This is a genomic window from Dehalobacter sp. DCA (genome assembly GCF_000305775.1).
Classification (GTDB): domain Bacteria; phylum Bacillota; class Desulfitobacteriia; order Desulfitobacteriales; family Syntrophobotulaceae; genus Dehalobacter; species Dehalobacter alkaniphilus.
The window spans coordinates 2,665,965-2,679,434 of record NC_018866.1; the positions used below are offsets into that span (position 1 = coordinate 2,665,965).

The following is a 13,470-nucleotide window of genomic DNA, read 5'->3' on the forward strand; positions in this document are numbered from 1 at the left end:
CATTCGGCTTAGCTTTTCCTGTATATGGATTACCTATACTAAAACTCTTTTCAAATGAAGAAAAAACCTCTTCCCTCTTGCTCGTTCGCCCTGAAACAATGCAAGTGGAAAAGAAGCTTAAATGAAGTCAACGCTTTTGGATTGTATAGTTACCGTCGCCGAAGCTGCCTCTTGGTTTCAACTTCCCACCAGTTGAAAGCTTCTTCTTCCTCCGTGAGTTCCGGTTTTTTGCTGCACAGTTCGTAGATCCGGGCCCTTTCCGCATCCGGGTCTTCACCGTACCAACTGGAATTGCTCCGAATCTCAGTTGTGGATTTCCGGTCTTCCTCTAACGGCCATTTCGATCGCACCAGACTGTTTGGATACGATATACTGTTTAGCCGTTCATAAGAGACACGTTCAGAGCCAAGAAAACCTGTACCGAGTACCCCTGCCAGCAATCCGAGACCTATTCCCTCGGAAATGATTTTGACGGCGCCAAGGCTTTCAATCGGAAAATAAAGAGCCAAAAGCAGTATGCCAACCACAGCATATCCCCCGGCAGCCAGTCCTGCAGGAAGTAGCCGGCCGGAATCTCTGCTGGCTCGAAAACCGGCTATCAGGCAACTCAGCAAAAGACCAAAATCCACAAGATAGGCGATTATCTTTTCATCAATTCCAGCCAGTGTTGTGACCAGTACAGCCAGGAGGGTCAGAACCGTGACGAGCAGGCCTATGGTAATGCCTTTTAGAATGCTTGTTCCCATAAAAAATCACCCGGTTTCGTATATTATCCTATTATAATATATTAAAACCGGGATAACCTTTATTCATAGTTTTGGGAACATTTGTCTATTTTTTTCTGTGATATCTTCCATTCGGGATTAAATCGCTCTTAGGGAAAGGAATAGGAAGATCGCATAGAATACCCCACCAATCATCAGGATTGCAGGATAGAGGGTTTTCGTTTTGACGATGATGAAATACTGAAGGGATGCGGAGGCTAGGGCAAGCAGCGCACTGACCAGGGCCAGCGGTTCCAGAACCCAGGAGGTCAGCGAAATGCCAATTGCCGGAATGACCGAGCTCTGGAAGACCATTGCTCCGGTGATATTTCCCATGGCCAATGTGTCTTTACCACGACGCACCCAGAGAACACTGTTGAATTTCTCCGGCAGTTCAGTTGCAATTGGCGTAATGATAATTGCCAGGATGAACACTGAGATTCCGGCAGCCGTCGATACAGCCTGAACAGAATTGATGAACAGTTCCGCACCCGCAATGATAATTGCAAGCGCAGCTATAATCTGAACGAATACGACAATCAGCTTAGGCTCCCCCCTGCGGGAAAAGTAGCACACAGGAAGTTCCTCTTCTAAATTCGCTTCACCATGGCTTGATTTGATTGTCCGGTAAACATAGGCACAATAAGCCCCCACAAGAACAATCACAATCAGCATTTTCAAAGAGTGTGTCGGTAAAAAGGAAGCAACGATTGCGAGTAAATAGACAATCAGAAAAAACTTCAGATCCCGCTCAATGACTTCCGGATGAATATACATCGGTCTGTTTGTTCTTCGGAAAATCAGCACAGCAATCCCTGTGACGAAAAAAGCAAGTGTTCCAAGCATAAACGGCGCTCCTAAAATTGCCCCTATTCCAATGTCATGCCCGCTTGCACCGCTGGAGGTTAGAATCGCGAGAATCGGAATCAATGTTTCAGGCAAAGCGGTTCCTACCGCGGCAAAGATACTGCCAACAGCCCCTTCACCCAAATTGAGTTTCCTGCCAAGCCACTCTATTCCGTTTGTAAACACTTCTGCACCAAGAAGAATAATACCCAGACTGACAACCAAAAAAATTATATCGATCATTTTTTATCTCCCGTTTAGCTCAATAAACTATTTCTCTTAAACTATTAATTCAAAGCTATTAATGTTATTATTTTCCATAAAAATCTTAATTATTCTATGTTTTATTTTGCATTACTCTTCAAAATCTATTGTTCTTCTCCATTGATTATTCTTCCGGATCACTCTCCGGGCTTGTCTTCCGCATCAGGAAAGATAATATCATCCATGGCCTGATTTAGCTCCTGAAGGCCGGTACCGTCCTCTGAAGAAAAAGGAATAATCGTCTTCCAGTCCGACATTTTGAAAGATTCCGCAATGATTTTGAGATATTTGGGTCGTTGCCCCCTCGCAATCTTATCTGCTTTTGTCGCTACCACCAGAACAGGTATGTTGTTGACCTTAAGCATTTCCAGCATCATCCTGTCTTCCTCGGTCGGCTGATGGCGAATATCAACCAGCTGAATGACGCCTTTCAAATTTTCACGCAGACGAAAGTACGTCTGCATCATCTTCCCCCACTGCATTCGGGTCTCCTGAGACACTTTTGCATAGCCATAACCCGGTAAATCAACAAGATACCATTCATCATTAATATTAAAAAAATTGATCGTCTGCGTTTTGCCGGGCGTTTTGCCAACCTTGGCCAGCCCCTTCCGATTGACAAGCTTATTGATCAAAGAAGACTTTCCTACATTGGAACGGCCTGAGACAGCCAGCTCCGGCCTTGTTCCCTCAGGATACTGCTGCGGCTTCACTGCCGAAATCATAAATTCTGCTTTACGAAAAATCACACTATCACCTCAACGGAACATCGTGAGTACAATATCCCAACTATGTTATGTCCCAACTATGTCCTTAAACATCAACAGCTAATATTGTACTCCAAAATCGGGATTAATCCAAGGGAGACAAATACATCGGGAGACCGACTAAGGAGTTAGAAAACAAAGGAAAACACAGAGGGACGTTTTCTTTGTTTCCTCTGAAACAAGATACTAAAACGCCCCTCTGTCTCCCGTCTGCCAGTATATAAGACTGAAACCTGTTTAGCAGCAGATTATTTAAGCTGCTTACAGCGGCCTGCTTTCAGGCTGCGTAAAATCCGTGTTGTAGACCGGCAGCTGCGGCAGGAATTCTTGTGATTTAGAAACCGGAAGAAGGGCTATATCCAGAACTTCCTCCATTCGTTTGACAAAACGGAATTCCAGTTCTTTCCTGATTTCTTCCGGAATTTCTTCCAGGTCCTTCAGGTTTTTTTCGGGAAGAATAATCGTTTTGATCCCCGCCCTATGTGCGGCCAGCACCTTTTCCTTCAGCCCGCCAATCGGCAGCACATTGCCGCGTAGCGTGATCTCTCCGGTCATCGCGACATCCTGCCGGACAGCTCTGGAAGAAAGCGCCGAAGCCATTGCCGTCGCCATCGTGATGCCGGCGGACGGTCCGTCCTTCGGTACAGCTCCCTCCGGCACATGAATGTGCAAATCAAGCTGATCGTAAAAATCCTTGCTAATCCCCAAGCTTTCAGCCTGGGAACGGACAAATGTCAATCCTGCCTGCGCCGATTCTTTCATCACATCGCCGAGTTTTCCCGTCAGCGTCAGTCTTCCTTTGCCTGCCAGAGGCGTAGCTTCAATGGTCAGTACATCTCCTCCGACTTCAGTATAAGCCAGGCCGACGGCAGCGCCGATCTCCGGTTCGAAGCCCACTGTTCGGTAAAAATAGCGGGGGGCTCCGAGCAGGGTTTCAATATCTTCCGGTGTCAGTGTCCTCGGCTTCCATTCCTTTTTCACAACACGGACCGCTACTTTACGCAACACATTAGCAATTTCGCGTTCCAAATTCCTGACTCCGGATTCCCTGGTATAACCCCGGACAATCTTCAGGACGCAGGCGCTATCCAGCCGGACAACAATCTCTTTCAACCCGTGCACTTTCATCTGTTTCGGTACGAGGTGCCGAACCGCAATATTGACTTTTTCATCTTCGGTATAGCCGCTTAAATGAATGACTTCCATCCTGTCCAGAAGCGGACGCGGAATATTTTCGATATAGTTGGCTGTCATGATAAACAGCACTTTGGAAAGATCAAATGGAACCTCCAGATAGTGATCCGCATAGGAATGGTTCTGCTCCGGATCAAGCACTTCAAGCATGGCAGAAGCAGGATCCCCGCGAAAGTCTGAAGACATTTTATCAATTTCATCAAATAGGAAGACCGGATTTTTCGTTTCCACCTTGCGTATCCCCTGAATCACCCTGCCGGGTAATGCGCCGATATACGTCCGGCGGTGACCCCTGATCTCCGCCTCATCGCGAACGCCGCCCAGGGACATTCTGACGAACTTGCGGTCCAGAGACCTCGCAATGGATTTCGCGAGTGAGGTTTTACCTACTCCGGGCGGTCCGATAAAGCAAAGTATCGGGCTGCGCATATTTGGCGTGAGTTTACGGATAGAAAGATACTCCAGGATCCGCTCCTTGACTTTCTCCAGACCATAGTGGTCTTCTTCCAATATTTTTTCAGCCTTATGCATATCCCCTTTGTCCCTGCTCGCCTTATTCCAGGGAAGCGCGATGATCCAGTCAATATACGTCCGGACAACGGTTCCTTCAGCGGAAGATGCAGCCATTTTTTCGAGGCGGTCCAGTTCTTTCAAGGCCTTTTCCCTGGCCTCATCCGTCAGATTCGCCTTTTCGATCTTCTCTTTATATTCTTCAATTTCAGCCTGTTTTTCATCCTTGTCGCCCAGTTCTTTCTGGATCGCTTTAATCTGCTCCCGCAGGTAATATTCTTTCTGGGCCTTTTCCATCTGTTTTCGTACCCTGAGCCCAATGCGTCTTTCCAGCTCAAGAATCTCGATTTCACGCATGATCAGTTCGGTGAGCTTTTCCAGGCGTTCGCTTACATCAATCGCGCCAAGAACCGCCTGTTTATCTTCTATCTTTAAATTCAGGTGGGAAGCCACCAAATCAGCCATCCGACCAGGCTCTTTTACAGCAAGCACCGATCCAATCGCTTCAGGGGATACTTTTTTACTGAGACGCGCATATTCTTCAAACTGGTGGGTCAGACTTCTGGTCATATTCTCCAGTTCTGGGGTCATACGCTCATTACCGGGGAATCTTTCTACCTGCGCTTTAAAGAAAGGATCTTCCGCCAAAAATTCCTTGATCTCGGCACGGCAGATCCCCTCGACGAGAACGCGCATTGTCCCGCCGGGAAGTCTCAAAAGCTGTTTAATATCGACAATTGTGCCTACTGTATACAGATCATCAATCGTCGGGCTGTCTATTTCCATTTCCTTTTGCGATAGTAGAAGAATCTGGCGATCCAAGAGCATTGCTTCCTCAATGGCTGCCATGGATCTTTCCCTGCCAACATCAAGATGAATCACCATATAGGGAAAGACAAGGATTCCTCTAAGCGGAAGGATCGGTATCTCTCTTTCTTGCATAATTTATCTCCCCTCAAAAGACTTGTCAGTGCTATATTTTAACACGGTTTACCTTGTTCATGCAAATTGCCGGATGGAATTTTTATCCTTTTCAGCACTTTATTCAGCGATACCTCCTTTTCCGACAAATCCACTTCGACCATGTCGGTGATCGGCAGAACAGGTTGCAGTACTGCATTCAATATCTCATCGAGCGTTTCCACCGGAATGATCTGGATGTCCTTTTCCCAGTGAGCAAACCTGGCCTGCCAGTTTTCCTGCGGAATAAATACTTTTTTACACCCTGACTGGACGGCTGCCTCAATTTTGGCACTGATCCCGCCAACCGGTTTTACTCTGCCCCGGATCGATAACTCCCCGGTCATAGCTGCGGTATTGTCTACCTTGCATTTCTTAATTGCTGAATACACTGCGGTCGCCATTGCCGTCCCTGCAGACGGACCATCCATTGGAACTCCCCCAGGGAAATTGACATGGATATCGTAATGACGCGGTTCAATCCTATGCTCCCGGCAAAGCACCGTCAGAACATTTTCTAGTGAGGAGCGCGCCATACTTTTCCGGCGCGTTTTTTTACCCTCATAACCTGATTCTTCCTCTTCAACAATTCCGGTTACATAGAGCTCTCCCTTACGGTTCCTGACCGGGTAGGCTGTGACCTCGATTTCCAGGAGCATGCCAAGGTTCGCTCCGTAGATTGCTAGGCCGTTGACCAATCCTATCTGGGGGAAAGGCGGAATTTTTTTCTCCGGCCTTGGCGTGTATTGTCCGGTCGTAACCACCCATTCGATGTTCTCCTCATCGATACAGCAATGACCTTCATTTTGAACGACTCCGGCTGCCAGCTGCACGATATTGACAGCTTCTCTGCCGTTCGTGGCGTATTTTTCAAGAACTTCCAATGCTCTGTCTGTGATCTCTATATCAATTTTTTCGGCAGCGTTTTTGGCGATGACTGCAATTTCCTCCGGCTGAAGCGCCCTGAAGAAAATTTCCATACAGCGTGAGCGTACTGCCGCTGGTATTTCCTCCGGTCTTCTGGTCGTCGCACCGATCATTCTAAAATCTGCCGGCAAGCCGTTTTGGAAAATATCGTGGATGTGCTCAGGGACATTGCTGTCCTCAGAGCTGTAGTACGAGCTTTCCAGAATAACCTTGCGGTCCTCCATCACTTTAAGCAGTTTATTAATTTGGATAGTGTGAAGTTCACCAATTTCATCAATAAAAAGAATCCCACCGTGGGCTTTGGTGACTGCACCCATCTTAGGCTGCGGTATTCCCGCCATCCCCATGGCGCCAGCTCCCTGATAAATCGGATCATGGACAGAACCAATCAACGGGTCAGCGATCCCTCTCTCATCGAATCTGGCTGTCGTACCGTCAATTTCAATAAATTTTGCCTCACTTTTAAACGGTGAGAGCGAATTTTTCATAGCTTCTTGAAGGACAAGCCTGGCTGCGGCTGTTTTACCGACGCCCGGAGGCCCGTACAGCAGGACATGCTGGGGATTCGGCCCGCACAAAGCAGCCCGAAGTGCTTTCACGCCTTCTTTTTGTCCAATGATCTCCGCAAAGACTTCCGGTCTGGTCTTTTCCGACAGTGGGATCGTCAAAGATATTTTACGCATTCTTTGCAGCTTTTCTTTTTGTTTCACGGACTCCTTCTCCACAGCAGATCTCGTCGAGTACTGCTGCCTTAACATCGTCCAGAAATAAATCCCGACAACCAAGACAAAAGCCAGCTGAATCATCGCCAGTAGTGACCCAAACCCTAAACCTTCCATTCTTGTACCTCCTGCTCAAGACTCTCTATGTAGTATTTACCAGATCAGAAGATTCAAAACATATTGCCAAAATCGCCCGCAGAACCAGTTGCATTAATTATATTAAAGTGATATCATTATCATATCAATTAAATGTATGATCCAGCTGTTTGATCCAGTTCGATCAGACTGGATTTTTCTCCAAGAAAGGATGGTAAACTATGATCGAAAAAAAAGTATGGAAAATTAACGGGTTCTTAGGCATTCTCATTTTTTTAGCCCTTTTAGCTGCTGCAACATTTAATATTGTCGCCTCAGTCCAAGAAACAGGATTCACGAATATCGTACTGGCAGTGGTTCTGCTTCTTCTGGCACTGATTGTCTCAACCGGCATCCAGGTTATCCAGCCGAATCAAGCCAAAGTACTGACATTTTTCGGCAGCTATATTGGCAGTATCCGCGAACCCGGTATCTGGATGACGGTTCCGTTCGTTGCCGCAAAAAAGATTTCCCTAAAAGTCCGCAACTTCAACAGTGAGCGTTTGAAAGTCAATGATGTCGACGGCAATCCGATTGAAATTGCTGCGGTTGTCGTGATCAAAGTGGTGGACTCTGCTAAAGCTGTATTTGATGTGGACAATTATGAACAGTTTGTAGAAATCCAAAGTGAGACAGCATTGCGCCATGTTGCAACTAAATATCCTTATGACAATTATGAAGAAGGTGACGTTTCCTTAAGGGGCAACACCGAGGAAGTAGCCGAAGAAATTGCGAAGGAACTTCAGGAGCGCCTTACACTTGCCGGCGTGGAAGTAATTGAAGCCCGCCTGACCCACCTGGCCTATGCCACCGAGATTGCAAGCGCTATGCTTCAGAGGCAACAGGCCAACGCAATCCTGGCTGCCCGTCAGAAAATTGTGGAAGGTGCTGTCGGAATGGCCCAGATGGCCATTCAGCAGTTGGAAAACAGCGGGACAATTGAACTTGACGACGAACGCAAGATGGCAATGATCAACAATCTACTTGTGGCAATTGTCTCCGACCGTTCAGCCCAGCCAGTACTCAATACCGGCACCCTATATTAAAGAACGTCGGCAGGAGCAGGATAATGGCAGACAAGAAGAACTTTCCGCTGCGTATCGATCCAAGGCTATTCAGCATTATTGAAGAATGGGCGTCCGACGAATTCCGGAGCGTCAACGCTCACATTGAATATCTCCTGCGGGAAAGCGTCCGAAAAGCCGGAAGGATTCCTAAAAAAAAATCAGATTGACAAAAAGTGCCTTCTATGCAATATTGTTAGCGTAGGGAAATGAGAAATGAATGATTAATCCCAGGTGCCTCAGGATAAGGATAATAGGGAAGACCGGGAAACCGGCGCGGACCCACCACTGTATGCGGAGACGAATTCCGAATGCCACTGGATATGATCTGGGAAGGCCGGGAGGAGAATGACCCGTAAGCCAGGAGACCTGCCTAGGATTGGGAAGATGATGTAATGGTAAGAACACTTCCTTCAATGATTAAATGACTTAGAATGGGAAAGTCTCTTAGAATATAAGAGACTTTTATTTTGTTTTATTAAAATGAATCGAAACAAAGGAGAAATGATTATGAAGAAGAAACCAATTGCACTGCTGTTGATTCTGCCCCTGGTGCTTACCCTGGCCCTTGGGCTGGCCACAGGCTGTTCATCGCAAAATGAGCAAGCCTTGAAGGGAAAAACATTTACAGACACGATGGGCAGACAGATCACCCTTGACGCGTACCCCCAGAAAATTATTTCTTTAGCCCCTGCTATTACTGAAATACTTTTTGCCATTGGCCTTGATCAGGAAATTATCGGTGTAACCGATTACTGTGATTATCCCGAGCAAGCGTTGACTAAAGAAAAAATGGGCGGATTTAAGAACCCGAATCTGGAAACGATTGTCGCTGCCGAGCCCGATATGGTCTTTATTGCCGCCGGCGTGCAGGAAGATGTCATCAAGAAGCTTGAAGAGCTGAAGGTGACGGTTGTTGTACTCGACGCCGATACGATCGATCAGGTTATCAGCAATATCGAATTGGCCGGTTCTCTGACCGGTAAGGAAGCAGAAGCCAAGAAAGTCACTGCAGATATGAGAACCAGAATGACAAATATAACCTCCAAACTCAAAGACGTCGCCAAACCGACTGTATTTGTGGAAATTTGGGACGATCCTCTGATGTCGGCCGGTTCAACCAGTTTTGTCAATAACCTTATCGAAGTTGCCGGAGGCGTCAATATTGCTGCCGGCAATACTGAAAAATTTTATAATTACAGCATGGAAAGTCTGCTCCAAGCCGATCCAAATTATTACATCATCAATACTCATGCCCATACCCCAGCTGATATTCAAAACAGGACCGGCTATGAAGTCTTAAGTGCGGTGAAAGACAACAAGGTATATGCAGTCGACGACAACCTAATCAGCCGCTCAGGCCCAAGAGTCATTGACGGTCTGGAGCAAATCGCAAAAATTATTCATCCTGAAATTTTTGGAAATTAACGGTGCTATTAATCATGGATGTTTTAAAAAACCGGAAAAGTTGGAAGTACCTGCTGATCTGCTTCACCTTGTTTTTGATTGCTGTGGGCATTTTTTGCACAACGGTTGGCTCAGCAGATATTTCGTTTAAAGAGAGCGCCGGAATTATCATGAGCAAAGTACCTTTATTGAATCACTGGTTTCATGCCGAAGACTATCCCCATGTCCATCAAACGATTATCTGGTCTCTGCGTGTTCCGAGGATCATTCTGGCAGCTTTGGTTGGCGGAGCTCTGGGCGTCATCGGAGGTACCCTGCAGGGTTTTTTTAAAAACCCGATGGCCGATCCTTACGTAATGGGTGTATCCTCCGGAGCAGGTTTGGGTGCGACGGTCGCCATCATTACCGGAGCAGGCGGTCTCCTGGGCATGATCGAAATTCCTGTTTTCAGTTTTATCGGTGCTTTTCTGACAACCTGGATCGTCTACTCCCTAGCCAAAGTCGGGAAAAAAGTCGTTGTCACGACACTGCTGCTGGCAGGGGTCGCACTCAGTGCGTTTCTGTCAGCAGTCATGTCTTTTCTGATGGTTTTGAATACGGATGATATCGATAAAATTTATCTATGGCTCATGGGCAGTTTTGCCAACAAGAGCTGGGAGCATATCCAACTTGCCGCACCGTTTATCATTATTGGCGTGATTGTCTTATTCGCTTTAGCAAAGGAAATGAATGCGATGGTATTTGGCGACAGTACCGCCCAGCATCTTGGCATCAATCTTGGGAAACTGCAAATCATTCTGCTGATGGCCACCTCCCTGACAACAGCGGGAGCCGTGGCATCCTGCGGCTCCATTGGTTTTGTCGGACTAATCGTTCCACATATTGTCAGGATTATGGTTGGTCCGGATCACCGGGTCCTGCTTCCACTCTCCTTTCTGGTGGGTGGGACCTTTTTGGTGATTACCGATACGATTGCCAGGACATGCCTGGGTTCACAGGAAATCCCTGTTGGTGTCATCACTGCGCTTTTTGGCGGACCCTTCTTCATCTATCTGCTGAAGAAAAAGAAAGAGAGAGTAATATAAGTGGATTCTTCAATCATCGCCAGCAACCTTACATTCGCCTATGGCAGTAAAAATATTCTGGAAGACTTAAGTCTGGAAATCAGCAAGGGCAGTTTTGTGTCCATCATCGGCCCCAACGGGTCCGGCAAGTCTACCCTGCTGAAAAATATTACCGCAGAAATTACTCCCCAAAAGGGAGTTGTCCTGCTCGATGATCAGAATATTTTTAAGATTAGGAAAAAAGATCTTGCCAAAACGATTGCAGTGGTCCCCCAGGATACCGGAGGGGATTTTGCTTTTTCTGTCATGGAGACGGTACTGATGGGCAGAATGCCCCATCAAAAGAGATTTGAGGGCGATTCTGAAAAGGATATGGAGATTGCTCAATGGGCGATGGAACTGACAAACGTTTGGCATTTGAGGGACCGTTCTGTGAACGAACTAAGCGGAGGCGAGCGGCAAAGGGTCATTGTGGCGAGAGCCTTAACTCAGGAACCCAAAGTGCTGCTGCTTGATGAACCCACCTCTCATTTAGATATCCAGCACCAATACGAATTACTGGAGCTTCTGGATCGTTTGAATAAGACCAAAGGCCTGACCGTGATTACTGTTTTGCACGATCTTAACCTTGCTGCCCAGTTCAGCCATAAAATCATTCTTCTCGATAAAGGCAGAATTGTGGCTTATGGCAGTCCTGTTGAAGTGCTGACCGCCCGGAAGATCCGGGACAGCTACCATATCGAAGTTGCGATTACTACGAATGAAATCACCGGACGCTTTAATATTATTCCGTTAAGTAAAAAGAAGGACCGAAGTGAGGCTGCCAGGGATGTACGTATCCATTTACTCTGCGGCGGCGGAAGCGGTGTCTATCTGATGGAACAGTTGGTTCAAGCCGGTTATCAGGTGAGCTGCGGCGTCCTGAATGTTGGAGATTCGGACTGGAAAAAAGCCAAAGAGCTTGGCATTGCCGTATCAGAAGAAGCTCCTTTTGCCCCCATCTCCGCCGAAGCGTTTAACATGAACGAAGACCTTCTAAACGAAGCGGACTTGATCATTGTTTTGTCTGTCCCTTTCGGGTACGGGAACATCGTCAATTTAGAACAAGTTTCAGCGGCTTTACACCTTAAAAACAAAAAAGTAATGATTGTGGAACCTGAATCGGAACAGTGGGATTACACAGGAGATTTTACCGGTGGCAAAGCTGACAGCCTTCTCACCGGCATGTTACAGCATGGTGCAGAGAAGTTCGAAAGCATCCGGGAACTATTAGGTAGGATCGGAGGAAAATGATTTGCTTCTGTGGACTTACGAAACAGGTGATACCGTTGAGCGCTATAAAGACAGTATCATTATTTCTTTCAAGGACGACCGCAAGGTTCTGAGTACCGCCCATTTGAACGGCGGCTACCGTGAAAACCTGAAATTTGTTTTTAACCACGATATTAATTCCGGAATGGGCTTAACATGTGACATCACTCCAGCCGTCTATGAGGAACATATGAAGTTGATTGCCACGGAATTGGGTCTTGATCCTGAAGCCTCCGCAGGCCTGCTAACGGCCGCTGCCATGAACAATGTGACCATTCAGACTGCAAGCTACGAAGATCTGACCGTCACCGCAGTGGTAACCGGCGGCGTCGAAATGAACGGCGGCCGGATCGGTGATCCAGCTTTCTTCCATGAACGGCAGGGGGAAACGGTAAACATTCCGGCTGGAACGATTAATATTCTGCTGTATATCAATGCCGATCTTCCGGAAGAGACCCTGACCCGAGCACTTGTGACCTGTACAGAAGCCAAAACGGCTGCCCTGCAGGAGCTTATGGCCGGCAGCTGTTATTCCAGAGGCATCGCCACAGGATCAGGCACAGACGGGACGGTCATCATCTGCAACAGCAAGTCTGGCTCCCGGCTTTTCTATGCCGGCAAACACAGCAAATTGGGAGAACTGATTGGAATTACCGTCAAACAGGCTTTGAAAGAGGCTCTTTTCCTGCAGACCGGTCTTTGTCCGGAATACCAATTCAGTCTGTTGAACCGCCTGAAAAGATTCGGTATCAATGAAGAAACCCTCTGGCAGGAATACCAGAAGGGCATCGGTGTCCTGGAATGTCAAGGATCTACGTCTCGAACGGGAGTTCCGAATCAAGCGGAATCGAGAAAACTAGGATCGCTGGATAAGCAAAAGTTCCTGAACAGGTTAATAAAGATAGAACGCGAAGAGGAACTGGTGGTCCTCACTACGCTCTATGCCCATCTGATGGATCAATTGGACTGGCAGTTATTATCACCTGCCCAGGCTGCCTCCGAAGGCAAAATCATCATTGAACGTCTCAAGAGAAGTTATGATTTACCGGAGGATTTCCTGCATGATCCTTTGAATGATTTCTTAATTTTCTGCAGCTCCATTGACGATGCCATACTGGAAATGTCCCATTGCTTTGCAGTGCTAACAGTAAGGATCATTGCTGCAGCGAAGATCGACTAGAACAGTATCCTCAAATTGTTGTTTTTTCATTTTGTATATTACATTACCATTATGTGAGGGTAAGTCTGTGAGCCACAATACCGCTTTTCGGCTATTGCGCCATCCTTGGCGCAAAAAGCCGCGCTGCGCTATCCTGCTCCGCTCACAGCGAACTGTGTCCCCCAGACTGATCTTAGGGTTAAGTAGGTTTGCATGCTAGAATACAACTCATTATTTGTGGTACTAGCGGTTCAAACTAAAAACAGCCGCTGGCAAAGCTCATTCGTCGGCGGCTGTAAAATTTGCTTGGAAGCTTTATACGGAATTCCCCTCGATTCTGATCCCGCATTCTTTATATGATGGCTTAATAGACCCA

General features: G+C 47.0%; 11 protein-coding genes and 1 riboswitch. Of the genes, 6 read left to right on the forward strand and 5 right to left on the reverse strand.

Going from position 1 to position 13,470, the window contains the following annotated elements; genetic code table 11:
* Positions 1-149: 149 nt before the first annotated feature.
* From DHBDCA_RS12860 to lonB, 5 genes are all read right to left on the reverse strand, one after another.
* The gene (locus DHBDCA_RS12860; protein ID WP_015044660.1) at positions 150-746 is read right to left on the reverse strand and encodes a hypothetical protein; all 597 of its coding nucleotides are present in this window, start codon (positions 744-746) and stop codon (positions 150-152) included.
* Between the two features lie 117 nt (positions 747-863).
* The gene (locus tag DHBDCA_RS12865; protein ID WP_015044661.1) at positions 864-1,853 is read right to left on the reverse strand and encodes a sodium:calcium antiporter; all 990 of its coding nucleotides are present in this window, start codon (positions 1,851-1,853) and stop codon (positions 864-866) included.
* A 158-nt stretch (positions 1,854-2,011) separates the two neighbouring features.
* Positions 2,012-2,623 carry a ribosome biogenesis GTP-binding protein YihA/YsxC gene (gene yihA, locus DHBDCA_RS12870; protein ID WP_015044662.1) on the reverse strand — a complete coding sequence of 204 codons (612 nt, stop codon included), beginning with the start codon at positions 2,621-2,623 and terminating at the stop codon, positions 2,012-2,014.
* 279 nt (positions 2,624-2,902) lie between these two features.
* Positions 2,903-5,287 (reverse strand): endopeptidase La, encoded by a 2,385-nt coding sequence (gene lon, locus DHBDCA_RS12875; RefSeq protein WP_015044663.1) that lies wholly within the window; start codon positions 5,285-5,287, stop codon positions 2,903-2,905.
* Between the two features lie 38 nt (positions 5,288-5,325).
* The gene (gene lonB, locus DHBDCA_RS12880) at positions 5,326-7,071 is read right to left on the reverse strand and encodes an ATP-dependent protease LonB (protein ID WP_015044664.1); all 1,746 of its coding nucleotides are present in this window, start codon (positions 7,069-7,071) and stop codon (positions 5,326-5,328) included.
* A 200-nt stretch (positions 7,072-7,271) separates the two neighbouring features.
* On the opposite strand from lonB, the gene DHBDCA_RS12885 reads away from it, so the two are divergent.
* The 6 genes from DHBDCA_RS12885 (at position 7,272) to DHBDCA_RS12910 (ending at position 13,115) form a co-directional block, all read left to right on the forward strand.
* Positions 7,272-8,135 (forward strand): SPFH domain-containing protein, encoded by an 864-nt coding sequence (locus DHBDCA_RS12885; RefSeq protein ID WP_015044665.1) that lies wholly within the window; start codon positions 7,272-7,274, stop codon positions 8,133-8,135.
* A gap of 23 nt (positions 8,136-8,158) precedes the next feature.
* Positions 8,159-8,323 carry a hypothetical protein gene (locus DHBDCA_RS15075; protein WP_015044666.1) on the forward strand — a complete coding sequence of 55 codons (165 nt, stop codon included), beginning with the start codon at positions 8,159-8,161 and terminating at the stop codon, positions 8,321-8,323.
* A 45-nt stretch (positions 8,324-8,368) separates the two neighbouring features.
* Positions 8,369-8,545, forward strand: a riboswitch (cobalamin riboswitch).
* 118 nt (positions 8,546-8,663) lie between these two features.
* Positions 8,664-9,581 (forward strand): ABC transporter substrate-binding protein, encoded by a 918-nt coding sequence (locus DHBDCA_RS12895; protein WP_015044667.1) that lies wholly within the window; start codon positions 8,664-8,666, stop codon positions 9,579-9,581.
* A 14-nt stretch (positions 9,582-9,595) separates the two neighbouring features.
* The gene (locus DHBDCA_RS12900; protein WP_015044668.1) at positions 9,596-10,645 is read left to right on the forward strand and encodes a FecCD family ABC transporter permease; all 1,050 of its coding nucleotides are present in this window, start codon (positions 9,596-9,598) and stop codon (positions 10,643-10,645) included.
* The gene (locus tag DHBDCA_RS12905) at positions 10,646-11,917 is read left to right on the forward strand and encodes a heme ABC transporter ATP-binding protein (protein WP_015044669.1); all 1,272 of its coding nucleotides are present in this window, start codon (positions 10,646-10,648) and stop codon (positions 11,915-11,917) included.
* A 1-nt stretch (position 11,918) separates the two neighbouring features.
* On the forward strand, positions 11,919-13,115 hold the full coding sequence (locus DHBDCA_RS12910; protein ID WP_015044670.1) for an adenosylcobinamide amidohydrolase: 1,197 nt from the start codon (positions 11,919-11,921) through the stop codon (positions 13,113-13,115).
* The last annotated feature ends 355 nt before the right edge of the window (positions 13,116-13,470 follow it).